The 23,956-nt window shown below is 44.0% G+C and carries 24 protein-coding genes; 19 read left to right on the top strand and 5 right to left on the bottom strand.

What is annotated here, in order from left to right; translation table 11 throughout:
• Window positions 1-115 precede the first annotated feature (115 nt).
• On the top strand, window positions 116-1,399 hold the full coding sequence (locus tag FW774_RS06850; RefSeq protein ID WP_149347432.1) for a bifunctional folylpolyglutamate synthase/dihydrofolate synthase: 1,284 nt from the start codon (window positions 116-118) through the stop codon (window positions 1,397-1,399).
• A gap of 91 nt (window positions 1,400-1,490) precedes the next feature.
• On the opposite strand, the gene FW774_RS06845 is transcribed toward FW774_RS06850, so the two are convergent.
• Window positions 1,491-2,090 (bottom strand): bifunctional nuclease family protein, encoded by a 600-nt coding sequence (locus FW774_RS06845; protein WP_149347431.1) that lies wholly within the window; start codon window positions 2,088-2,090, stop codon window positions 1,491-1,493.
• A gap of 314 nt (window positions 2,091-2,404) precedes the next feature.
• Here FW774_RS06845 and FW774_RS06840 point away from each other — a divergent pair, with 314 nt between their 5' ends.
• From FW774_RS06840 to FW774_RS06825, 4 genes are all read left to right on the top strand, one after another.
• Entirely contained in the window at window positions 2,405-2,740 is a 336-nt protein-coding gene (locus tag FW774_RS06840; protein ID WP_149347430.1) for a tetratricopeptide repeat protein, read from the top strand.
• Window positions 2,727-3,950, top strand: coding sequence for a chromate efflux transporter (chrA, locus tag FW774_RS06835; RefSeq protein ID WP_149347429.1), 1,224 nt, complete (start codon window positions 2,727-2,729; stop codon window positions 3,948-3,950). The genes FW774_RS06840 and chrA overlap by 14 nt, the downstream gene beginning before the upstream one ends.
• 390 nt (window positions 3,951-4,340) lie before the next feature.
• Window positions 4,341-4,811: an Lrp/AsnC family transcriptional regulator gene (locus FW774_RS06830; RefSeq protein ID WP_149347428.1), complete on the top strand. Its 471-nt coding sequence runs from the start codon at window positions 4,341-4,343 to the stop codon at window positions 4,809-4,811.
• 335 nt (window positions 4,812-5,146) lie between these two features.
• Complete coding sequence (locus FW774_RS06825; protein ID WP_149347427.1) at window positions 5,147-6,361, top strand: hypothetical protein; 1,215 nt, start codon at window positions 5,147-5,149, stop codon at window positions 6,359-6,361.
• Window positions 6,362-6,387: 26 nt separating this feature from the next.
• Here the strand turns inward: FW774_RS06825 and FW774_RS06820 are convergent, their stop codons facing one another.
• The 3 genes from FW774_RS06820 to FW774_RS06810 form a co-directional block, all read right to left on the bottom strand.
• Window positions 6,388-6,591 carry a hypothetical protein gene (locus FW774_RS06820; RefSeq protein WP_149347426.1) on the bottom strand — a complete coding sequence of 68 codons (204 nt, stop codon included), beginning with the start codon at window positions 6,589-6,591 and terminating at the stop codon, window positions 6,388-6,390.
• A gap of 9 nt (window positions 6,592-6,600) precedes the next feature.
• Window positions 6,601-7,401 carry an amidohydrolase gene (locus FW774_RS06815; RefSeq protein WP_149347425.1) on the bottom strand — a complete coding sequence of 267 codons (801 nt, stop codon included), beginning with the start codon at window positions 7,399-7,401 and terminating at the stop codon, window positions 6,601-6,603.
• Window positions 7,402-7,514: 113 nt separating this feature from the next.
• Window positions 7,515-8,663: a methionine aminotransferase gene (locus FW774_RS06810; RefSeq protein ID WP_149347424.1), complete on the bottom strand. Its 1,149-nt coding sequence runs from the start codon at window positions 8,661-8,663 to the stop codon at window positions 7,515-7,517.
• A gap of 166 nt (window positions 8,664-8,829) precedes the next feature.
• On the opposite strand from FW774_RS06810, the gene FW774_RS06805 reads away from it, so the two are divergent.
• From FW774_RS06805 to FW774_RS06770, 8 genes are all read left to right on the top strand, one after another.
• Window positions 8,830-9,795 (top strand): ABC transporter substrate-binding protein, encoded by a 966-nt coding sequence (locus FW774_RS06805; protein ID WP_149347423.1) that lies wholly within the window; start codon window positions 8,830-8,832, stop codon window positions 9,793-9,795.
• Window positions 9,795-10,667, top strand: coding sequence for an ABC transporter permease (locus tag FW774_RS06800; RefSeq protein WP_149347422.1), 873 nt, complete (start codon window positions 9,795-9,797; stop codon window positions 10,665-10,667). The genes FW774_RS06805 and FW774_RS06800 overlap by 1 nt, the downstream gene beginning before the upstream one ends.
• The gene (locus FW774_RS06795) at window positions 10,660-11,409 is read left to right on the top strand and encodes an ABC transporter ATP-binding protein (RefSeq protein ID WP_149347421.1); all 750 of its coding nucleotides are present in this window, start codon (window positions 10,660-10,662) and stop codon (window positions 11,407-11,409) included. Before FW774_RS06800 ends, FW774_RS06795 begins: the two co-directional genes overlap by 8 nt.
• A gap of 172 nt (window positions 11,410-11,581) precedes the next feature.
• Window positions 11,582-12,133, top strand: coding sequence for a hypothetical protein (locus tag FW774_RS06790; RefSeq protein ID WP_149347420.1), 552 nt, complete (start codon window positions 11,582-11,584; stop codon window positions 12,131-12,133).
• Window positions 12,134-12,177: 44 nt separating this feature from the next.
• A complete protein-coding gene (locus FW774_RS06785; RefSeq protein ID WP_149347419.1) occupies window positions 12,178-12,603 on the top strand; it encodes a nuclear transport factor 2 family protein in 426 nt (141 codons plus the stop codon).
• 206 nt (window positions 12,604-12,809) lie between these two features.
• A complete protein-coding gene (locus FW774_RS06780; protein WP_149347418.1) occupies window positions 12,810-13,478 on the top strand; it encodes a hypothetical protein in 669 nt (222 codons plus the stop codon).
• Window positions 13,479-13,745: 267 nt separating this feature from the next.
• The gene (locus tag FW774_RS06775) at window positions 13,746-14,153 is read left to right on the top strand and encodes an EVE domain-containing protein (RefSeq protein ID WP_149347417.1); all 408 of its coding nucleotides are present in this window, start codon (window positions 13,746-13,748) and stop codon (window positions 14,151-14,153) included.
• 3 nt (window positions 14,154-14,156) lie between these two features.
• Window positions 14,157-14,639, top strand: coding sequence for a hypothetical protein (locus tag FW774_RS06770; protein WP_149347416.1), 483 nt, complete (start codon window positions 14,157-14,159; stop codon window positions 14,637-14,639).
• Between the two features lie 294 nt (window positions 14,640-14,933).
• Here the strand turns inward: FW774_RS06770 and pyrE are convergent, their stop codons facing one another.
• Window positions 14,934-15,593 carry an orotate phosphoribosyltransferase gene (gene pyrE / locus FW774_RS06765; protein ID WP_149347415.1) on the bottom strand — a complete coding sequence of 220 codons (660 nt, stop codon included), beginning with the start codon at window positions 15,591-15,593 and terminating at the stop codon, window positions 14,934-14,936.
• Here pyrE and FW774_RS06760 point away from each other — a divergent pair.
• From FW774_RS06760 to FW774_RS06735, 6 genes are all read left to right on the top strand, one after another.
• Window positions 15,592-16,200 (top strand): NUDIX domain-containing protein, encoded by a 609-nt coding sequence (locus FW774_RS06760; protein WP_149347414.1) that lies wholly within the window; start codon window positions 15,592-15,594, stop codon window positions 16,198-16,200. The genes pyrE and FW774_RS06760 overlap by 2 nt on opposite strands.
• 154 nt (window positions 16,201-16,354) lie before the next feature.
• The gene (gene gyrA / locus FW774_RS06755; protein ID WP_149347413.1) at window positions 16,355-18,910 is read left to right on the top strand and encodes a DNA gyrase subunit A; all 2,556 of its coding nucleotides are present in this window, start codon (window positions 16,355-16,357) and stop codon (window positions 18,908-18,910) included.
• A gap of 161 nt (window positions 18,911-19,071) precedes the next feature.
• On the top strand, window positions 19,072-20,178 hold the full coding sequence (locus FW774_RS06750; protein ID WP_149347412.1) for a tetratricopeptide repeat protein: 1,107 nt from the start codon (window positions 19,072-19,074) through the stop codon (window positions 20,176-20,178).
• A gap of 6 nt (window positions 20,179-20,184) precedes the next feature.
• Window positions 20,185-21,360: a tetratricopeptide repeat protein gene (locus tag FW774_RS06745; RefSeq protein ID WP_149347411.1), complete on the top strand. Its 1,176-nt coding sequence runs from the start codon at window positions 20,185-20,187 to the stop codon at window positions 21,358-21,360.
• 473 nt (window positions 21,361-21,833) lie between these two features.
• A complete protein-coding gene (locus FW774_RS06740) occupies window positions 21,834-23,069 on the top strand; it encodes a DEAD/DEAH box helicase (RefSeq protein ID WP_187774840.1) in 1,236 nt (411 codons plus the stop codon).
• Between the two features lie 12 nt (window positions 23,070-23,081).
• Window positions 23,082-23,951, top strand: coding sequence for an aldose 1-epimerase family protein (locus tag FW774_RS06735; protein WP_149347410.1), 870 nt, complete (start codon window positions 23,082-23,084; stop codon window positions 23,949-23,951).
• The last annotated feature ends 5 nt before the right edge of the window (window positions 23,952-23,956 follow it).

Below are 23,956 nucleotides of genomic sequence, written 5' to 3'. Positions count from 1 at the left end.
GCCTTTTTGAGTTTTAGGTTATACGTTTTAAGTTATACGTTATAAGCCGGTGCGAAGTTATTGGAATGGTGTGGCTACTATCTCAAATCTCACGTCTCAAATCTAATATCTCCAAATGACTTACCCCGAAACGCTTGATTATTTGTATTCCCGTTTACCGATGTTTACGAAGATCGGTTCTTCGGCTATCAAAAAAGATTTAACCAATACCCGTAAGCTGTGCGCTGTTTTAGGTAACCCGCAGGATAATTTCAGGTCGGTGCATGTAGCCGGTACAAACGGAAAAGGTTCCACATCGCACCTGCTGTCCGCCATTCTGCAAACAGCAGGTTATAAAACGGGTTTGTATACCTCACCGCATCTGCGTGATTTCAGGGAACGCATCCGTATCAACGGTGAAATGATCAGTGAGGCGGAGGTAGTTGATTTTGTAGAACGCATACAGCCTGATATAGAAATCACAGAACCCTCATTTTTTGAGGTGACCGTGGCTATGGCTTTTGACCATTTTTCGCGGCACCAGGTGGATGTCGCTGTAATTGAAGTAGGTTTAGGCGGTCGCCTGGATTCAACCAATATCATCATGCCGGAGTTATCGGTCATTACCAATATCGGCCTTGACCACGTAAATATCCTGGGTAACACCTTGCCCGAAATTGCTGCCGAAAAAGCAGGCATCATCAAACCCGGGATTCCGGTAGTTATTGGAGAAAAACATGAGGAAACAGCCCCTGTGTTTCTACACCAGGCGACAGATTGTGACGCACCCCTTGTTTTCGCTTCCGACGAATGGCAGGTTGTAAGCTCGTCTGTGGAAGACGGCAAACTAAACGTAAGTGTTACCGATAACTTACAGGATAATTTAACCGTAGCGCTTGATTTAACTGGAACCTACCAGCTGAAAAACCTGGTTACGGTGTTGAGCTCGGTGAAACAGCTTAATTCGCAGGGTTTTGCTATCACTCACGAACATATTCGTGAGGCTTTGCAGCAAGTGCAGCGGTTAACCGGTTTGATGGGGCGCTGGCAGGTCTTATCGAAAGCTCCGCTAATAATTTGTGATACAGGGCATAATGAGGACGGCATCCGTGAAGTGGTTAAAAATATCCGGGCAACTGCTTACCGGCATTTGCATATAGTAATCGGTATGGTTAAGGATAAAGATATAGCGAAAGTATTGTCACTTTTACCTGTTGAAGCCACGTATTATTTCTGTAATCCCGGTATGGAGCGGGCAAAACCAGCCATAGAGTTACGGGATGAAGCGCTAAGGTTCGGTTTAAAAGGGGAGACCTATCCCTCGGTAAAGGCGGCGCTATCCGCGGCTAAAACCCATGCAGCCCCGGATGACCTGGTATTTGTAGGCGGAAGCACCTTTGTGGTTGCAGAAGTGGTGTAATTGTGAAATAAAAACAGGTGACCGAAGGGGGGGGTAAGGACTACCAAAAACCGCAATTTATAACTTACAACATCCGCTGCTTAACTCTCCTTTATGACGATTTCCTCCGGGCCAGCTCATCCCTGAATTTGGCGGCACGCTCGTATGCTTCTTCCTCAAGCGCCTGTTTTAATTTTGCCTTTAGTTCATCATCGCTTAATGCGCTAATGTTGGCGGCAGAGGTTTCCTGCTTAGGCTGATCTTTGCCCGATTCGATATTTTCAAGAAACACAAAATCATTACCCTCGATCACGATACCGGCCGAAGCCAGGATAAATTCATACGTATAGATCGGGCATCCGAACCGTACGGCCAGTGCAATGGCGTCTGATGTACGGGCATCTATTTCTGTGACTTTTTTGCCATCGTTGCAAAGCAATTTGGCGTAGAAAATTCCATCAACCAGGTTATATATGATAACTTCCTGTATATCTATATGATACGATTGAGCAAAGGATTTGAACAGATCATGGGTTAACGGCCTGCTGGGAGTCATTTTTTCTATTTCAATAGCAATAGCCTGTGCCTCAAATCCTCCGATAATAATGGGTAGCCTGCGACGGCCGCTAACTTCGCCTAAAACCAGCGCATAAGCTCCCGATTGTGTCTGACTGTAAGATAAGCCCACAATGTCTAACTTAATTTTCTTCATCTTTTCCATCAAACACCAATGCTGTTTTCGTACTGTATATTAATTCTCATCGTAATATAATCTCTTATTAAACTGATATCGGTTTAGTTGGTTTGGTACATTTTTAAAGTCCCGTATTAAAGAAGGGGTTTGCAATAGTTTGTCGGATTGTAACTAAATGGAAGACAGAGGTATTGGGAACCAATTGGATTAAATTGCGAATAATTAGCAGTAAAAGTTATTTTTGTTGTGGTATCCGGAACGTTGCTGATGCACTCCAATACTTTCATACTCTTTCGTTTTTACAAATTTAGGCAAAAAAGCCACTTTTTACAATGCAAAGAAACCGATTACAAAAGCTTTTGGAATTTTTGGAGTCCGAGCCTGACGATCCTTTCCTGAAATATGCCCTGGCAACAGAATACCTGCGTTTAAATGAAACCGGCCAGGCATTGGCTTATTATGAGGATCTGGTAAATAAACATCACGATTACGTGGGAACATATTACCACCTGGGCAAACTTTACGAAGCGCTTAACCGTAAGGATGATGCGATAAAAACGTACCGGGAGGGAATGACGGTTGCCCGGGCGGCACATGATAATCACGCTTATGCTGAATTGCAGTCTGTTTACAACGCCGCTATGGGCTTAGATTATGAAGACGATTAGTAACCTGATCCGGGCCAGGAAGCTGCTTTTTTTACGCGATGCAGCGTTGTTTACATTGACCTCTTTCGGCGGGCCACAGGCTCACATGGGCATTATGCTCAGAGAATTTGTAAAAAAGCGCCGTTATGTAACAGAAGAAGAGCTGATCGAGCTGAATGCCCTGGCCCAGGTTTTACCGGGGCCTTCGTCTACGCAAACTTTAATAGGCGTATCATATAAGGTGGGCGGTTTATGGCTGGCCCTGCTAACATTCCTGATCTGGATTGTACCGGCGGCGGCTATAATGTGCTTTATTGCCATCAGTTTTAGCCGCTGGTACACTAAACAGGCTTTTGACCAGGTTCTGCTATACGTACAGCCTATTGCCGTGGGTATAGTTGCTTATGCTGCCTATAGCATGGCCCGGGCGGTATTAAAAAGCCGTACTACTGTATGGCTGGCGGTTATTGCCATTGTGGTTACGCTCATCCTGAAAAACGCTTATGTTTTCCCGATACTGATCTTACTGGGAGGCATTGTATCGTCGGCATTAGAAACGCCATCGTATGAAAATGAGCTGAAATTCAACCTGTTCTCAAAGGTAAACCGCAATAAGGTATTGTACTTTGCCGGTATTTTACTGGTATTTGCCGTTTTGGGTGCGGTAATTAATCAAACGTCGCCGTTCAGCTTGCCTATACGTTTGTTCGAGAACTTTTACCGCAACGGCATTATTATTTTTGGCGGTGGACAGGTGCTTGTTCCGCTGATGTACACGGAGTTTGTGGAGATGAAACATTACCTTTCCTCTTCCGAATTTTTATCGGGGTATGCCTTCCAGCAGGCTATTCCGGGGCCCACATTTTCGTTTACCTCATTTGTTGGGGCTATGGCGTTAAAAAATAACGGGTATGGTGTGTCCGGGCAGATACTGGGTAGCGTGGTGGCTATGCTGGGTATTAACCTGCCCGGGCTGATACTGGTACTGTTTATTGTGCCGTTCTGGAACGATCTGAAAAATATTTCACGCATTAAACACTCATTGACCGGTATAAGCGCCGTTTCGGTAGGGTTTTATGTGGCAGCCTTCGTGTTTTTGTTCAATGCTTTACAGTTCAACCTGATGAATATGGGGCTGGTGGTGGCTACTTTCCTGCTGCTGAATTTTACCCGCATCCGGGTTCCGTTGCTTATCCTTGCCGGGATATTAGTGGGGCTGTTCTTGCATTAAGGTGCTAATGATCAGGCTGCCCGAAAAATCTGAGAACCTGTTTAATTTTATGTATGAATAGACGGTGGGAGACACCGTCTATGGTTTCAGCTGGGGCTGGTGTCTCCACCAGCAGCAATAAAAACATGATTTCATGAAATTGAAATATGTTTTTAGCCTCATTCTATTCCAGGTATCCCGGGAGGGTTCGGAATCTTCTTAATAGTAGCATAGATCTTTATTCCGGTATTTTTAACATTCTGCTATGGTAACAATCAAATTGCCTTTTGTAATTCAGAGGATGCTGAAAAAGCGATAGGTATTTTATATGTCTGACATGATTTTACATTGATTTGATGTAAAAGAATTATATTTGGATATACCTGTTAAAAACTAACTTTATTTTGTGATATGGCACTTGAGCTTGACAAAACAGATATGCAGATCCTAAAGAATCTGCAAGAGAACGGACGGATAACCAACCTGCAATTATCCAATATCATAGGCTTATCGCCTGCGCCCACCTTAGAGCGTGTGCGTAAGCTGGAAAATGCCGGTTATATTAAAAGTTATCATGCACTGGTTGATGAGGAAATGCTGGGTCTTGGTATTAAAACATTTATCCAGATACAGCTTGATTTTCATAAGAATAATACCATACAAACCTTTGTAGATGAGGTAAAGCAGATCAAGGAGGTTACAGAATGTCATCATGTGATGGGGCAGTTTGACTTTATCCTGAAAGTGTATGTAAAGGATATTAAGGATTATGAACGGCTGATCATGGAAAAGATCAGTAAGATAAGCGTGATCAAGACTTTTCAGACCATGGTCATCCTGTCAACCAGTAAAAAAGAGCTGGTAGTACCGCTGGAATATTAGGAGAAGCTTTTAGCCTGAAAGTCAGGAAGCAGTTTTAATAATTGAAAATGGACAGTTGACAATGGACAGTTGATGATGCTTGTATTGCATAACAGACATTTTAGTAAGGGACAATGGACAGTTGACAATTGATAGTTGAATGTCTGTATGGTTCATAACGGATATTTTTAGCGGTAAGAACATAGAGACAGGAAACAAGGCGGAGTACAGGAGCCGGGGTGAGGCTTCAACAGAGAATTGTCAAAATGCGTGCTATCTGCTAATAAATTTGCTATAGAAGATAAAAAAGTCTTTTATTGCATTGGTATTCTTATGGGGGATAGGGTATAGCAATAATGACAAATTGGATCAAACAGCAGGGATTTCATCGCTGGGCTTTCATCAGCCTGGCGGTATTGGCTGCGGCTGGCGTGTTGCTTCGTTATATGCAATTGTTCCCGGCAGGACAACTTAAATACGAGTACATCCTGCATGGCCACTCGCATTTTGCATTTTCGGGATGGATGTTTGTTTCATTAAGCCTGCTTATTATCCACCAGGTAACTGAAAAGCAATACCTGCGAATTTTCAGAAGAATACTGATCACTGCTATCGTGTGCTCTTTTGCCATGCTCATCAGCTTCTTTGCCGAAGGTTATCATGCCATATCCATCTTCTTTTCCACACTGTTTATCCTGATAACCTACTGGTTTACGTACGTGGTTTATCGCAGGTTCCTGTCTTACCGGGGTAGTGGCGATATGGCCTTGTTATTGATAAAGTGGGGATTGTTGTTTTTATGTTTGTCTTCGTTGGGGCCATGGTTACTTGGCCCTTTAATGGCGTCAGGTCATTATGAGATACTAAGCCGGGATGCCATTTATTTTTACCTGCATTTCCAGATGAACGGCTGGATGCAGCTAACTGCCTTAGGATTAACGGCTTCGGTTTACCTGAACGGTATACGGGTAAACGCAAACAGCACCCGGTTCTGGCTTTATGTATTCATACTATCGGCAATACCGTTGTTTGCCATTTTTACGCTATGGTCAAAGCAGATAGTATGGCTTTACTGGCTGGCGTTTTTTGCAGCGGTGCTGCATGCCCTGAGCTGGTTTGTATTGCTTAAACAGCTTAGCAAGCAATGCATCAGGCTACCGGTAATGGTAGGGGCGGCCTTGCTTGCCTTATCGCTCAAAGTTATTTTCCAGGTTCTGATCTGTGTGCCTTTGCTTAGCGAATGGGTGTTTGCCAGCAGGGATCTGATTGTAGGTTATATCCACCTGGTTACGCTGGGGTGCGTAAGTCCGCTTATTATTGATCAGTTTGTCCGGCGGAAGTTCTTACCCGATACCCGGTTTACCAGGGTAGTGAACCGTATGTATCTTGTTCTGGTAGTGCTTTATCTTTGTTTGCTATTTGTACAACCCGTGTTATACATACTGCACAAGCCGATAATGCATTACCACCTGTGCCTGCTTCTTTTTTCGGTGGGCTTGCTGTTAACCGGGATTTTGTACACCGTGTTATGTGGCAGCAAATATAGGCTTTATGGTATGATGCGTGGTTAAGTTGGTATCAGAAACAATAATATTAATTATCTATTCAAATTGCCTGGCTCTTCCGCTTTTACAATACTTATTGTTTCCAGCTTGTTAAAAGTGTTCATGTTCAACAAAGCGAATAGCAGCACTACCTTGACCAGGCTAAACCCGACAGCAGCGGCAGCCCCGAATGCAATGAGGGCTATAGCGGATGGCGGGACTATCTTTACCGATGCATCACTGGATGTGCTTTTCAAAAAATAACTCTAAATTTTTGATACAGGCTGCGGTTGCATGTGTTTTAGCTCAAAAGCGTCCATATCTTTTAAAAACGGATACAGGCGACGGGTTCTGTACACTTCTTCCCTTGAAATAGAGAACGTGTACAGATCTTCATCATTCGGTTTGTAATATACGGTATTGCCCAGCGGGTCAATGCACATGGAATCGCCGGAGTGGTATACTTCGTGGCCATCGTGGCCGACGCGGTTAACGCCTACTACAAAAGCCTGATTTTCAATGGCTCTTGCAGGGATAAGTGTCCGCCAGTGTGCCGACCGTCTTTCGGGCCAGTTGGCTACTATCAGCAGCATATCGTATTCGTCGTCATTACGCAACCATACCGGGAAACGTAGATCGTAACAAATTGCGGGACGTATTTTCCATCCGTTAAGCTCAATAATGGTTTTCTGCCGTCCCGGAGTAAAATAATCATCTTCCTTGCCCATCGCAAACAGGTGACGTTTGTCATAATGTTCCTGCGTTCCGTCGGGCCGCATCCAAACCAGGCGGTTGTAATAGTTGCCTTTATCCTTAATGATCAGGCTTCCGGTTACCACGCAATGATATCTTTGGGCCTGCTGATGCATCCATTCAACTGTTTTACCATTCATATCTTCGGCCAGCGATACGTTCATGGTAAACCCGGTGTTGAACATTTCGGGCAAAACGATCAGATCGGTTTTTTCACGTATAGACGAAAGTCGTAACGCCAGATTTTGCAGGTTTTTATCAATGTTTTCCCAGAATAAGTACGCCTGAAAGGTGGTAATTTTTAAGATACTCATGGTGTTAAGTCAAAAAGTTAAAAATCAAAAGTCAAAATGCCGTAGCACACAACCTTGTAAAATCAAAAACCTGCAACCGGCTTAATATGAATAACCTACCATAAAAAGCTAAATTAAATCTTTTCTAATTTCTTAACGGCATTTTCCAGGGTTTCTTGCTTTTTAGCGAAACAAAATCTCAATAATTGATGGTTTGTTTCTTTAGCATAGAAAGCTGAAACCGGTATTGCCGCCACTCCGTGCTCAATGGTTAACCGGCGTGCAAACTCAATCTCCGACTCGGTACTGATACCTTTATACGTAACTAATTGAAAATAGGATCCATAAGATTTCAACAATTTAAACCGGGTGTTTGTAAGTAAGCCGGCGAAGTAGTCGCGTTTGTGCTGAAAAAACGCTATCAGCTCGTGGTAGCGGCTGGTATTGCGCATATAATCGGCCAGTGCATATTGCACCGGAGTGTTTACGCTGAATACCAGAAACTGGTGCACTTTCCTGAATTCGGTTGTTAAAGCCTTTGGCGCTAACACATAACCCGTTTTCCAGCCGGTAGTATGAAATAATTTACCAAACGATGCTGTAATAAAAGAACGTTCCCGTAATTCGGGATACCGGGCCATGCTTAAATGCTGCCGTCCATCGTAAATCAGGTGCTCATATACTTCGTCGCTTAAAATAAGTATATCGGTGTTCCTGGTCATGGCAATCAATTCACGGATATCTTCCTCTGTTAAAATGGCCCCGGTTGGATTGTTGGGTGAGTTAATGATGATCATCCGGGTGTGCGGCGAAAATAATTTCTTAACCATTGTCCAGTCGATCTTAAAATCGGGCGGCGAAAGCTGGAATGCTTTTACAATGCCGCCAAACAGTTTAATGGTAGGAGCGTAGCTGTCGTAAGCAGGCTCAAAAATGATGACCTCGTCGTTAGGTTTAATTACTGCCGCCATTGCTGTAAACAAAGCCTGTGTGCCGCCAGCCGTAATGGTAATCTCGGATTCGGGATGATAATATGCCTGGTGCTGTTGCTGTATCTTTTCAGAGATGCGTTCGCGTAAGGTCATTACGCCGGGCATGGGGGCATATTGGTTGTGCCCCTGCTGCATATACCGGTTTACCAGCGAGACAAGTTCCGGGTCGCAATCGTAATCCGGAAACCCCTGCGACAGATTGATTGCCTGGTGTTGTGCCGCCAGTTGCGACATTGTGGTAAAAATAGTGGTTTTAACCTGTGGAAGCTTGGATATAAATGAATTTGCCAACGTTATAATTATTGATGATGCAAAATAAGGATTTTTAGGCCTCACCCCCAACTCTCCAACCGTGTGCTGCCTTTGCTTTAGCTAATGGCTATTAGCCAATAGCTGTTAGCCACGAAAACTTACAACCAAAATCACTACATTTAGCCGTCTTTTTAATTGTGTGGAAATGAAACATCCGTATATCATTTTTATCTTCCTTGTCCTTTTTTCCTCATGTCAGACTTCTAATAAAAGTGGCGTGCCCCGTATCGGGTTTGTGGATGCTTTTGAAGATGCAACCATATCGCAGGCCAGGAAAGGCTTTACCGATGCGCTGAAAAAGAACGGGTTTAGCGAGGAACAAAAAAATATTGACATTAATTACCGGAATGCTCAGGGCGATATACCCACCCTGACGCAGATTGTGAATTATTTTATCTCAGAAAAGGTGGATTTGCTGGCTACCTGCACTACCTTATCTACGGTAACCGCTATCCAGAAAACCAGGGACATTCCGATTTTTATGATGGTAGCACCTACACCGGCCCTGATGAAGGTGGAAGATGCTTCGGGTAAGGCTCCGGCCAACCTGTTTGGGGTAGACGAGGATTTGAATTATATCGATACCTCGTTTGCGATTATCCCGCAATTAGTAAAACCTAAAGGTAAACAGTTGGTGGTGGGTATGATCTATAACCAGTCGGAGCCGCAGTCGGTAGATGCCCTGAACAGGATAAAATTGCTGGCTGCAAAATATCATGTGATGATAGAAGCGTTGCCCGTTAATGCTTCCGCGGATAGCCGGATGGTTACGCAGAGCCTGCTTTCAAAACCTGTCGACGCCTTTTTTGCCAATCCCGATAATACGGTGTTTGCATCGTTTGAAACTATCCTGAAAAGCTGTGAGCAGAAAAATGTACCCATTTTTACCAGCGAGGCCGGTTTGGTACAACGTGGAGCTGTGGCTGCCTTTGGCGCCGATATTTATCAATGGGGTTACCAGGCCGGAAAACAGGCTGCACAATACCTCAAAACCAAAAGCACTAAGGGCTTGAGCCCGGAAATGGTAAAGGTGCGTAAACGCGTATATAACCCTGTTGCGGCAGCCAAATATCACATCGCTATACCTGCAAACTTTACAGCCGTTAAGTAATGGATTTTTACCTGGCGGCATTATTACAGGGATTGTGTTTTTCGGGGCTTGCCCTGGGAATCTATCTTTCCATGACGATATTCAATATCCCCGACATCACTACCGATGGCAGTTATACCTTCGGGGCGGTAACGGCCGGCGTGCTGCTATCGCAGCAGATTCCGCTGTATCTCATCATTATCCTGGTATTGTTTGCCGGGGCTTTGGCCGGAACAGCCACCGCGTTAATTCATACCCGGTTGAAAATTAATCCGTTACTGGCCGGTATCCTGGTAATGACGGCCCTGTATTCCGTTAACCTGAAAATCCTGGGTCGTTCAAACCTGCCTTTATTGAATGCCAAAACATTGTTTGACACCGTCAGTTTATCCGCGAACAGCAATGTAAACACCTTGTATGTACTGGCCGGTATGGTATTGTTGCTGCTGCTGTTAATGAGCTATGTGTTGCGTACCGATTTCGGTATCGCTATGCGTGCCACCGGTAACAGCGAAAATATGGTTAGGGCATTAGGCGTGAATACCCAATATATGAAAATTATTGGCCTGGCTATGGCAAATGCGTTAACCGCTTTAAGCGGATGCCTGATGGTGCAATTACAGGGCTTCGCGGATATTAATATGGGCATAGGTATTGTTATTACCGGGTTAGGCTCGGTGATTATCGGCGAAAGTCTGGCTGCCGTATTGGCAATACGTTCTATCCCCATTAATTTGCTGATAGTGCTTGCGGGAGCAGTTATCTTCCAGTTTGTTCTGGCCTTTACCCTGAGCATCGGCATAGATGCCACACTGCTGAAGCTGGTGACCGCCGTTTTTGTGTTGCTCATAGTGAGTTTGCCACGTTTATCTTTTAAGCAAAGCGATGATTAGTTTCAGGCAGGTAGAAAAAATATTCAATAAAGGAAAACCGAACGAAGTTGTTGCGTTAAAGCCGTTGGATTTAACCGTTGCCGATGGCGATTTTTTAGTGGTGGTAGGCTCCAATGGTTCCGGGAAAAGTACGCTGCTCAACCTGGTTTCGGGCAGTATTCTGGCTACTAAGGGAACCATTTATATGGATGATGTGAATGTTACACGGATGCCCGATTATAAACGAAGTCGCTGGGTGGCACGGGTATTTCAGAATCCGTTGCTGGGTACGGCTCCAGATCTGAGCATTTTAGATAATTTCAGGCTGGCTGCCTTGCGAACCACGTCGAAAAAATTGGTTATCGGCAGTTCAGAGAAGTTCAGGCAGCAGGTTCGCGATAAGATAGCCACGCTTGGTATGGGACTGGAAAACAAAACCGGGCAATTAATGGGCACACTTTCCGGCGGACAACGCCAGGCGCTGACGCTGCTGATGAGCGTCATGGATGATCTGAAGATTTTACTGCTTGATGAACCCACTGCCGCCCTCGATCCGCGGTCGGCAGCTGTAGTCATGCAAACCGCCGATAAATTGATTCGCGAGTACCAGCTTACAGCCTTACTGGTTACCCATAACCTGAAAGAAGCTTTTCAGTATGGTAACCGTATTATTCACATGCACGATGGCTCCGTTATCCGGGATGTACCGTCTGCCGAAAAGCAACAGCTTAGAGATACTGATCTGTACCAGTGGTTTCAGTAAAGTAAGTTCAGAGTAAATGCATTAAAAAATGTATCGTCATTTTGTTGGCAGAACGTTTGCAGGGTTCCTGTAGAGTTCTCTAAGTGGTTTTAACTTTAGCAAGGCTATCAGATGCATTTGTACTACCCCAACAAAATGAATAATTGCACTGTTAACAAGAAAAGCCGTTGATATGGAAAATATAAAAATAATTTCTGGTAGCACTGCTGATGAGATATGGGATCAGATCGTTGCAGATTGGAATGCTGATGCCGGGTTACTGGAATACCAGGCGCTGATCAAGCATCAAAATCATGAAATACAATTTATAGTTGATATTGATCCGGGCGGCGGATTTGAAGGTGGATATGAATTAACCCGTTTTGTATCGCAAATAAAGCCTCGATCTGATTTCCGCTTTGCCATTCACAAGCATGATCTGATAGATGATATTGGCAAATTTTTCGGTATGGAAGATGTTGAGATCGGTTACCCGGAATTTGATAAAAAGTTCATTATTAAAACCAATGATGCCTTGCGGGTAAAGAAGTTGCTGGCTGGTGATGAAATACGTGCCGTTTTAATGGAATATGATGATTTTATATTAGAGATCAATCACCAGCATGTTCATCATGAGAAGAAAGCCTTTTTAGAGCTTCGTTTTGAGAACAATGTTCCGGGTGTGGATAAGCTGCGCCGGATATTCCGGGCATATACCGATATGTTAAACAGGCTTGACGCCTGAATATTTTCTCCTATCTTAGCGATTGATCATTAAATCTAATTAAGATGAAGAAACTAACTGTTATGATGCTGTGCCTGGGTTTTATAATGACCGCCTGTGCACAAACTTCGGCCGAAAAAGATGTAGCTAAAGCTGTAGAAACATTACGTAAAGCCATGTTGGATGGTAACCGTGCCGGGCTGGAAAATATTGCTGCCGCCGATTTGAGCTACGGGCATTCCAGCGGCAGGATACAGAACAAGCAGGAATTTGTAAATACGCTGGTTACCGGCGAATCTGATTTTGTTACCCTCAATTTTTCAGAACAAACTATTAAAGTGGTTGGCGAAACAGCTTTGGTTCGTCACCGTTTATGGGGCGATACCAACGACGGCGGTAAACCCGGAAAAGTAAACCTTGGAATATTGCTGGTTTTCCAGAAACAAAAAGGCGAATGGAAATTGCTCGCCCGGCAGGCGTATAAGATTTAGGTATTGATCCTTTAACGAAGCTGCCGTCATTCTGTCCCGGGTATTCAGTGTATCCGGGATCTTCTAAAGTGGCATCACGAGTTCCCAGAGAACAGGGTGATTTATGCTTTTTTAATGTAATCTGATCATTAGTTCATGTCTGCATGGGGCATCGCTCATCACTTTCCAGATATATAAAGACTACTGTCTTTGCGATACTATGTATATTGAACATATCGTATGCTGCTGTTACCGACTCCTTGCAGGTTGCAGCTTATATCAATAAGCAGCCGGTAGCAGCAAAAGAATTTCGCCGCGAAATGTTGCGATACCGGGCTGAGATCTACGGTCAGTTTGCCAAAACGCACCAATCATCAGAGGCGGGTAACTTCTGGAACACTGCTTTTAACGGCGTAAAACCCATAGATTCGTTACGTAGCCGGGCACTTAAAGCATTAATTGTTCTGAAAGTTCAGGAGCAGCTATTAACCCGACATAAGCTTTGGCCGTATAAAAATTATAATCAGCTGCTGGAAGCACTGCATAAAACCAATATCGACCGGAACAATGCCGTTCAAAAAAATGAAGTGATCTACGGACCGGTTAATTATACTGAGCAGGATTTCTATGATTACCAGTTCAGCAATGCCATCATAAGGCTAAAGAAAGCGTTTCGTGATAGCGGCGTAATTAAGGTTAACGACAGTCTGCTATCTGCACATTTTAATCAGCTGAAAAGCAAGGGAATATACTCCGGTAAGCAAAGCTTTGATAAAGTAAAAAACAGTGTGGCAGATAATTATACAGAACAACGTTATCAGCACTTTATTGATAGCCTGGTTTCAAAAGCACAGGTGCAAAAAGTACCAGCCGTATATAATAAGCTTGTTTTTTGACAGAAGGTGTTACGACAAGCCGTTAACTAATGGCTATTGGCCATCAGCCATTAACAACTAACAACTAACCATTATCCATTATCCATTATCCACTATCCATTGTCCACTGTCAATTATCCACTATCCACTATCCACTATCCATTATCCACTGTCCACTGTCCATTATCCAAAATATTTTAAAACCGTTTCTAAGATTACATAATAAACAATATGTTTGTATGAGCTTACCGTAGCGATAAAAATTATCAATACTAAACAGAAAAGGGAATGAACTATTGGCTTGTAAAAAGCGAACCGCATAAATACAGCTGGCAGAAATTTAACGAAGATAAACGCACATTTTGGGACGGAGTCAGGAATTTTCAGGCCCGTAACAACCTGAAAGCAATGAAAGCAGGTGATTTAGTGCTGTTTTATCATAGTAATGAAGGCAAAGAAGTAGTTGGCGTAGCCAAAGTAGTAAAGGAGTTTTACCAGGATCCAACCACCGACGATACCAACTGGGTAGTAGTTGACCTGGCTCCGGTTGAAACGCTGAAGAAACCCGTAACCTTAGAGCAGATCAAGAGCGATAGCCGTCTGAAAGATATAGGCCTTGTGCGTCAGGGACGTTTATCGGTAATGTCGCTTAAACCTGAAGAGTTCGACCGTATTCTGGAACTTGCAAATCAATAAACCATGAAAATAGCCGCCTGTGTGTTATTATGCTGTCTGCTGGCAGAACAGTTGCCTGTAAAGGCAAAAGAAAAACCTTATAAATACGACGCGGTACTTTACACCTCCGGTCATAATCGTTATAAAGGCAATATTGAAACGGTAACCGATAAAGGCATCTCCCTGATTATCAGGAAGCAGCAACAGTTTTTTTCAGCCGACTCTATCAGCTCCATTAAAATTAAACGTCACAGTGCGCTGAGCACCAGTATGTTGCTTGGTTCCGTAGCAGGCCTGGGCGGGGGAGCTGTGTTATACAACTCATTGCATCATAAAGACAAGGTAAATGAACTGTCGCTGCCCGTATTTGTGGTAGGCTCTATTGTTTACGGAGCCAGTTTAGGCGCTTTGGTAAACTCCATTACTGCTGTAAAAAAGTACCACGGTGTCGGCTCAACCTATCCCCAGATCAGGCCACAGTTAGAAGGTTATGCCGGGAAAAGGTAATTATCGCCAGCTGATAAATAATTGCAGGGGCTAAAGAACGTGTTTAAATTTTCATGAAACAATAGTTTTATTGCTGCTGGTGGGGGACACCAGCCCCGGCTGAAGCCATAGACGGTGTCTTCACCGCCATCTCAGAGAAGTTTCGTGAAGACACGAAACCTGGCCGGAGCCGGAGGCTTAAGTATAAAACGGCCGAAGCTGGAGCTTCGCCCGATTGCTAACTTCAGGAAATCATTTAAATTGCGGGCAGAGTGAAGCAATCTGCTGATAAAAGTTCCTCATAACAGGGCGAATTTAAGAAACATCCGAAGTGATATTATCCCACTCGGCCGGATTGTCACGCCATCTGCGAAGCAGCTCCAGGTCATCTTTATTAATAAAGCTATGCTCTGAGGCATATTCAATTAATGCGTTATAGTTGGAAAGGGTAGCGTACCTGCATTTTGCCTGTTTAAAATTGGCATCAGCGGCATCAAATCCATAGCTGAAAATGGCTACCAGACCGGCCACATCATATCCCGCCTGGCGCAATGCTTCCACTGCCTGTAAACTGCTTTTGCCGGTCGATATTAAATCTTCAACCACCACTACCCGCTGGCCGGGAACAACCTCGCCCTCGATCAGGCTGCCGGTTCCGTGGTCTTTCGGTTTAGAGCGTACATAAACAAACGGAAGTCCCAGATCCTGGGCTACCAGTACACCTTGCGGGATACCGGCAGTAGCTACACCGGCTATTACGCTGGCAGAGCCAAATTCTTCCTGGATGAGCGTTGATAATTTTTGACGGATATAAGTACGTATTGCCGGATGTGAAAGCGTTATCCGGTTATCGCAATAAATAGGCGACTTCCAACCCGATGCCCAGGTAAAAGGTTTGTTAGGTTGTAATTTTATTGCTTTAATTTGTAAGAGGAATTCGGCAATTTTCTGTTCGATCTCACTTTTATTCGTCATGGCGCAAAGTTATACAATTTATATCAACGAAACATCCCTAATTATCACAGAACCTACCGTTAAGGTTACAAAAAGTTATCAACAAATTGAGTCTAAGAAATTTAGCTTTTCAGAATTTTATGCCCGGGTAAAATCCGGAGCTTTAAACGGCACTTATGTTATTAATACATCCAACGCGAAAAAATTGTTTAAAACCATACGTGATAGCCTGAAGCTGATAGAAGCGGCCGGCGGATTGGTTAGCAATGAGGAAAACCGGTACCTGTTTATTTTCAGGAAAGGGAAGTGGGATCTGCCCAAAGGTAAGCTTGATGATGGCGAAAAAGTAAGAGAAGCCGCCAGGCGTGAGGTCGAGGAGGAATGTGGTATTAAGGTAAATAAGGTTAAAGACAAGATTTGCAAAACCTGGCATGTGTATGAAATGGGCAGTAAAATCGTGATCAAGAAAACCACCTGGTATTTTATGTCGGCAAAAAATCAGGCTAAGCTGGTACCTCAGTTAGAAGAAGATATTACCGAAGCCCGCTGGATAGCTCCCGGTGATTTCGATCAGGTAAGACAAAATACTTATCCGTTGATAAAAGATGTGATCAGTGTGGTGGGGTAGTGGTTCGTTAGCCATTAGCTAACGGCTATTAGCCATCAGCCACTGGGCCATCAAAACTTTTCCACAGCCTCGGTCTAAACCGCTAAAATTAGTAACTTCGCAGGTCGCAAAAATGCGAACGCATAGCAAAACAGAATAACAACCAATCATAAAGATGGCTGAAGAAACAGAAAACGACGATCTGCAATCAAAAAACGACCGGATAATCCCGATAAACATAGAAGAAGAAATGAAAGCCGCTTACATCGATTACTCGATGTCGGTAATTGTTTCACGTGCCCTGCCCGATGTTCGCGATGGCTTGAAGCCCGTACATCGCCGGGTGCTGTACGGTATGCTCGATCTGGGCGTAACCAGCAGCAAACCGTATAAAAAGTCTGCCCGTATTGTGGGCGACGTGTTAGGTAAGTATCACCCGCATGGCGATGCTTCTGTTTACGATACCATGGTACGTATGGCCCAGGAATGGAGCCTGCGTTATCCGCTGGTAGACGGGCAGGGGAACTTTGGTTCGGTAGACGGGGACAGTCCTGCGGCAATGCGTTATACCGAGGCCCGGTTAAAGAAAATAGCCGAGGAGATGCTGGCCGATATCAATAAAGATACGATAGATTACCAGCCCAATTTTGACGAATCTATTGACGAGCCTACCGTTTTACCCACCAAGATCCCTAACCTGCTGGTAAACGGAGCGTCAGGAATTGCCGTAGGTATGGCAACCAACATGGCCCCGCATAACCTGAGCGAGGTGGTAGACGCAACCGTTGCCTATATTGACGATAATACCATTGATGTGGCCGGTTTAATGCAGCATATCAAAGCCCCTGATTTTCCTACGGGAGGAACCATATACGGTTATAACGGCGTTCGCGAGGCGTTTGAAACAGGACGCGGTCGCGTGGTGCTGCGTGCCAGGGCCGAGATAGAAACCTATAAAGGCGACCGGGAGCGTATCATTGTAACCGAGATTCCTTTCCAGGTAAACAAGGCGAACATGATTGAGCGCACTGCCGAGCTGGTCAACGATAAGAAGATCGAGGGAATTTCAGAGATACGCGATGAATCCGATCGCGAAGGGATGCGTATTGTTTACGAAATTAAACGCGATGCCAATGCTTCCATCGTATTAAATAACCTGTTCAAATATACTGCTTTACAAACCTCGTTCAGCGTAAATAACATTGCGCTGGTGCATGGCAGACCCATGCTGCTTAATCTCAAAGACCTGATCAGGCACTTTGTTGATCACCGGCATGAGGTAGTTATACGCCGTACCAAATTTGAGCTTGCCGAAGCCGAAAAGCGGGCACACATCCTGGAAGGCTTGCTGATTGCGCTGGATCATTTGGATGAGGTTATTAAGCTGATACGCAATTCAGAAACGCCCGAAGATGCCCGTACCGGCTTGATGGAAAAATTCGGTTTGTCAGATATACAGGCCCGTGCAATTCTGGATATGACACTTCGCCGGTTAACCGGACTTGAACGCGACAAGATCAAGGAAGAGTATGCCGAGCTGATGAAAACCATTGATTATTTAAAATCTGTACTGGCTGATGAAGGTTTGCGGATGCAGATCATTAAAGATGAATTGGCAGAGATTAAAGAAAAGTACGGCGACGAGCGAAAAACCAATATCATCCATTCGGCAGAAGACATGCGGATGGAAGACTTCATTGAAGATGAAGAAGTGGTGATCACCATTTCGCACGAAGGTTATATCAAGCGTACGCCGCTTACCGAATACCGCCGCCAGGGTCGTGGCGGAAAAGGTTCGATGGGCTCAAACTCACGCGATGAAGACTTCATCGAACACATTATCACTGCTTCGGCACATAATTATATGCTGTTCTTTACCGAGGCCGGAAGATGCTTCTGGCTGCGGGCATTTGAAATTCCCGAAGGCACACGAACCAGCAAGGGAAGGGCTATCCAGAATATCATCAATATTCCTAAGGAAGAAAAGATCAAGGCTTATATCCGGGTAGTTAACCTGAAGGACCAGGAATACCTGGAAAACAACTATATCATTATGTGTACCAAAAAAGGTACCATCAAAAAAACATCGCTCGAAGCCTATTCCCGTCCACGTGCCAACGGGATCAATGCCATCAATATTAACGAAGGCGATCAGCTGCTTGAAGCCTGCTTAACCAATGGCAGCAGCGAAATTGTAATGGCCTTGCGTTCAGGCCGGGCCATCCGTTTCAACGAGTCTACCGTACGGCCGATGGGACGTACTGCAACCGGTGTTCGTGGTGTAACACTTGCGCATGAAAAAGATGAAGTGGTGGGCATGATCAGTGTAAACAGTCCGGATATCACCGTTCTGGTAGTATCAGAAAAAGGTTATGGTAAACGTACCGATATTGAAGATTATCGTGTAACCAACCGTGGCGGTAAAGGTGTAAAAACCATTAATGTTACCGATAAGACCGGCGAGCTGGTTGCTATCAAGGATGTAACCGATACCGACGACCTGATGATCATCAATAAATCAGGTATCGTGATACGTATCGGGGTTAGTGATCTCCGTGTTATGGGTCGGGCAACACAAGGTGTGCGCCTGATAACATTAAAAGATGACGACGAAATAGCATCAGTAACCAAAGTAGAGCACGAAGAGGAGACCGAAGAAAGCAGCGAAGAAGGTAACAATAACGATACGAATGCAGAGGATGCTGCCCCGGATAATACACCGGCAGAATAATTCGTTAATATAGCGTTACGTTTTATCTTACAGAAACGTAACATTTTTATATTATACTGTTGGTATTGAGCAGATTAGGTGTTTTTATCCCAAGTGTCGGGACTTTGTGTTGCTCAACTTTTTATTTTTGATTTTTTACTGGATAGGCAGTTAACCGGAATATGAAGAAAATAACGCAAATACTTATCCTCGTGGTATGCTGTAATAGTTTTGCCAATGGGCAGATACTACTGCGGGATGCCATGAACAGTTTTGCATTATACTTCAAAAGCAAGGATTTCGCCCAGTTGGAAAAAGCAAAAAAATCCATCGACGACGCCTATAAAACTGCCCGCGACAGCAACTATTACCGGGCAAACCTGTTACGATGCATGATCTATTCAACGCTGGCTAATGCCGATAAAGATCGCAAGCTAAAATACGTGAAAGATCCGTTGAATGAAGGCATGTTCTCTTTAGCCAGATTAACTATACCCAAGTACAATCAGCAGCACATTTACCAGATCAACTATTGCAAAAAACAGTTAGCCAATGCCTGGCTCACAAAAGCCAATACCGATCTGGCAGATAACAGGTATAGTCAGGCTTATGATGATTATTTATGGTCAGACTCACTGAGCGGAGGCAATATCAATGTAAAAAGCAACCTGGCGGTGTTGAGCGAGCGCTTAGGATATACCAGCAAGGCCATCTATTATTATAATGCATATATTAACTCTGGTAAAGATGTACCGGCAGATTATTACCTGGCGTTGGCTAACCTGTATGAACAGCAATCAGATCTGAATAACTGTGTTAAGATACTTAAAAGAGGCGCTGAGAAATATCCTAAAAATAAAGATCTGTTATTTAAGCAGGTCAACCTGTTTAGTGCGGGCAAGGATTACAACGCTTTGGTATTGATTATAGACGATGCCATTAATCTTGAGCCGGATAATATTGATTTGTATTACATGGCCGGTTATGCGTACGAAATGCTTGGCAAAAGCTCGCTTGCCGAAACATATTACAAAAAGATATTAACCATAGAGCCATACAATTACGAAGCACATTATGCTTTGGGCCTGCTTAATCTGGAGGCATATTTAAAAAACAATAGCCGTAAAGAAGCGTTAGAAAATGCGGCTAATTATTTAACCGAAGCCAGCGAAATTAATCCCAATTCGGTCAACGTATTAAAATCATTAGTAATTTTATATAAAAATACCGGAGATGCAGATAAGCTCCGGCAGATAGAAAGTAAGTTAAATCAGGTTATATTAAACTAATTTATTATGAATATTAAACCCTTCGTTGTAGCAGCTATTGTGGGTATAACATCAGTAACTGCCTATGCACAGAAAGCAGAATTAAACAAAGCCAAGTCCAGCTTCGAAAAGTATGAGGGGCTGAAAAGCATGTCGCCAAAAATTTCAAAACCAATTTTGAATGAGGCTAAGGCATCTATAGATAAAGCAGCGCTTGACAGTAAAACCGGCGCCATGGCCGAAACATGGGCTTACCGTGCATTGATCTATTCCAGCATTGCAGCTGCCGATACCACCGGAAAAACATCTGCAGCACCAACCCAGGAAGCAACTGCCGCTTTAAAAAAAGCTGTAGAGCTGGATACCAAAGGCGAACAAAAAGCAAACATTGCCAAAGTAAATACTACATTAGCCCAGTTAGCCTTAAATCAGGGTGTAAGAGAATACAAGGCCCAGAAATATGCCGATGCGTATACTGCGTTTAACAGCGGGCTTACCTACATGCCTAACGATACTACCTTTACCTATTATGCAGGTTTATCGGCAATGGCCGCAAAAGACTATCCCAAAGCCATTGATAAACTCAGTGGGTTGCTGAAAACCAATTATTCTAACCTGGAAGACGTATACAATAACCTGAGCTTACTGTATGCAGCACAAAAAGATACAGCAAAAGCTATTGAAGTATCAGCCGAAGGAGCGAAGCGTTTCCCCAAAAATACAGCGTTAGCACAACGCGAAATAGAGCTTAGTCTGATGACCGGAAAACAGGATGAAGTAATAAGCCGTATTGAGGAGCAAGCTGCAAAAGAGCCCAAAAACAAACTGTATCCGTATTATTTAGGTATCGCTTACAGCAATGCAAAAAATAAAGATCTGGCTAAGGCTGAAGAAAACTACAAGAAAGCCATAGAAATAGATCCTTCGTATACTGATGCCTATATCAACCTTGGCGGATTGATCATGAATAATGGAATAGACCGGTATAATAAAGCCAATAAGATCAAAGATCAGAAAGTATATGAGGCCGAAATGAAAAAGGCTAACGCCGATTTTGACCGGGCTTTCCCGTATGTGCAAAAAGCCGCCGAGCTTGATCCTAAAAATAAACTGGCCTTATCGAACCTGAAAACCTATTATCTGATCAAGAAGAACCAGGCCAAAGTTGCCGAAATACAAAAGCAGTTAGATAGCTTACAATAATTTTAATAATACAGAGACGGCGGGTTTTCCCGCCGTTTGCGTTTGGGATTAGCTGGCTGATGGCTTGGGTTCATAGCTTATAGTCCGGAAGACCGAAAGTCAGGAAAGTCCGCAAACAACCTTTAATAATTAACAGTTGACAACTGACAGTTGATATGTCTGTATGATTCAGAGTTATGATTGAGGGACAAAAACATAGAAACAAGACAAGGAGCAGAAACTCACCCTCCCTTGCGCCACTGCTAAAGCTAAGGCGGCACGCGGTTGGGAGGGCGGGGTGGGCCATCTCAATACTCAATACTCAATACTCAATACCGACTACCCACTACTCGATACTGGCTTATTAAGGTTGGGAATGAGGCTTCATAACAGGTAACAATACAACAATACAACAATTTAGCAATCTCATATCTCATTACGCACTACACATTACCAAATCGAATACTTACTTTTGAACTTCATTTTTATCGATTTTGACTTTTTACGATTTTAATTTCAACGAACAATTGATGGAAGGTATCCAAAGTATGGGATACCGGACACCAACACCTATCCAGCAGCAAACCATTCCGGTTATTCTTAATCATAAGGATTTGATTGCCTGTGCACAAACCGGAACGGGCAAAACAGCGTCCTATCTGCTGCCCATATTACAACATATTGCTACCAGCGATAGGAAGCATGTAAGCGCATTGATTTTAGCGCCAACCCGTGAGCTGGCTTTACAGATAGACCAGCTGGCAGAAGGCATTGCTTATTTTACCGGGCTAAGCTCCATAGCGGTGTACGGCGGTGGTGACGGTATGGTTTTTGAGCAGCAGCGCAAAGCGATGATAGATGGGGTGGATATTATCATTGCCACACCCGGAAGATTGCTTGCTCATTTAAGCAGCGATTCAGTTCAGTTGAATCACCTGGAATACCTGGTGCTGGATGAAGCCGACCGGATGCTCGATATGGGCTTTTACGACGACATTATGAAAGTTATCAGCATGTTGCCGGCCCGCCGTCAGACATTGCTGTTTTCGGCAACCATGCCGCCCAAAATACGTACGCTGGCAAACCGCATACTGCATCAGCCCGAAGAGATCAATATTGCCATATCGCAGCCTGCCAGTGGTATTGATCAGCAGGCCTACCTTACATTCGACGAACAGAAGATCCCATTGATAGAACACCTGTTAAAAGGAGCGTCTTATGCCAGCATCCTTATCTTTGCGTCCCGGAAAGATAAAGTAAAAGAGCTGGAAAAAACATTACGCAAATTGCATATCAAGGCAAAAGCGTTTCACTCAGACCTTGATCAGCAGGAGCGGCAGGAAATTTTACTGGAATTTAAAAACCGGAGCCTGCCGGTAATTATCGGAACCGATGTGCTTTCGCGGGGAATAGACATCGAAGGTATTGACCTGGTTGTTAATTTCGATGTTCCGCCAGATCCCGAAGATTATATTCACCGTATCGGGCGTACGGCACGGGCCGAAACCACCGGTACAGCCATAACATTTATTAATGAAAGAGATCAGCGTCGTTTTGCAGCAATAGAAGCGCTTATCGGTCGCGAAATCACTAAAATTGCCCTGCCCGAAGAGCTTGGTACAGGCCCGGAGTATAATCCGGTACGGAAGAGGGGCGGAGATAACCGTAAAAAGAAGAAAAACTGGCATAAAAAAAAGCCGGCACACCGGAAACAAGATAAACCCAAATAAAGTTATTGGCTTATGGTTACAATTGAAAATGAACTGTTAAAAGTTGTTATACGATCTAAAGGAGCAGAATTATCGTCCCTTATTAATAAACAAACCGAAACAGAACATATCTGGTATGCCGATCCGCAAGTATGGCCCTGGCATGCGCCTAACTTATTCCCGGTTGTTGGCGGATGTATCAATAATGAGATCAGGGTAGATGGGACAGCTTATCCCATGCAGCGGCACGGCTTTGCCCGGCATTCGCAATTTATGAAAATCGAGCATACCGATACTCACGCACAGTTTTCATTACCATATAACCCGGATACGCTGAAGGTTTATCCCTATAAATTTGAATTTCAGGTATTGTATGATCTTTTTGGTAATAAGCTTCGCGTAAGCTATAAAGTGATTAACCGCGATGATAAGGATATTTATTTTTCGGTAGGAGCGCATCCTGCATTTACCGTTCCGTTTTACACCGGTGAAAAATATGCCGATTATTACCTGGAGTTTAATAACGGAGAATCCTTAGAACGCTATATTTTATCGCCGGAAGGCTTTTTTACCGGCGAAACTGAACCTGTTGTTCTGCAAGGGAACAAGTTGCCGCTCAATGCGGAGCTGTTTGCCAACGATGCACTGGTGTTCAAAAACCTGCAATCGCGGGAAGTAAGCATCAAAAGCGATAGGCATGAACATAGCCTTTCCGTATCATTTCCGCATTTCAATTACCTGGGAATTTGGGCTAAGCCCGGTGCGCCATTTGTGTGTATAGAGCCCTGGCTGGGATGCGCCGATACCGTAAATAAAGCCACCGATATCGGCAACAAGGAAGCCATACAAAAGGTAGAGCACGGACATGTTTTTGAAACAGAATTTTACATCGCTGTTTCCTGATTGTT

It is taken from the genome of Pedobacter sp. BS3 (assembly GCF_008274585.1).
In the GTDB taxonomy this organism is placed as follows: Bacteria; Bacteroidota; Bacteroidia; order Sphingobacteriales; family Sphingobacteriaceae; genus Hufsiella_A.
Note: the sequence above shows the minus strand (reverse complement) of the source record. Positions and strands in the feature narration are given on the sequence as shown.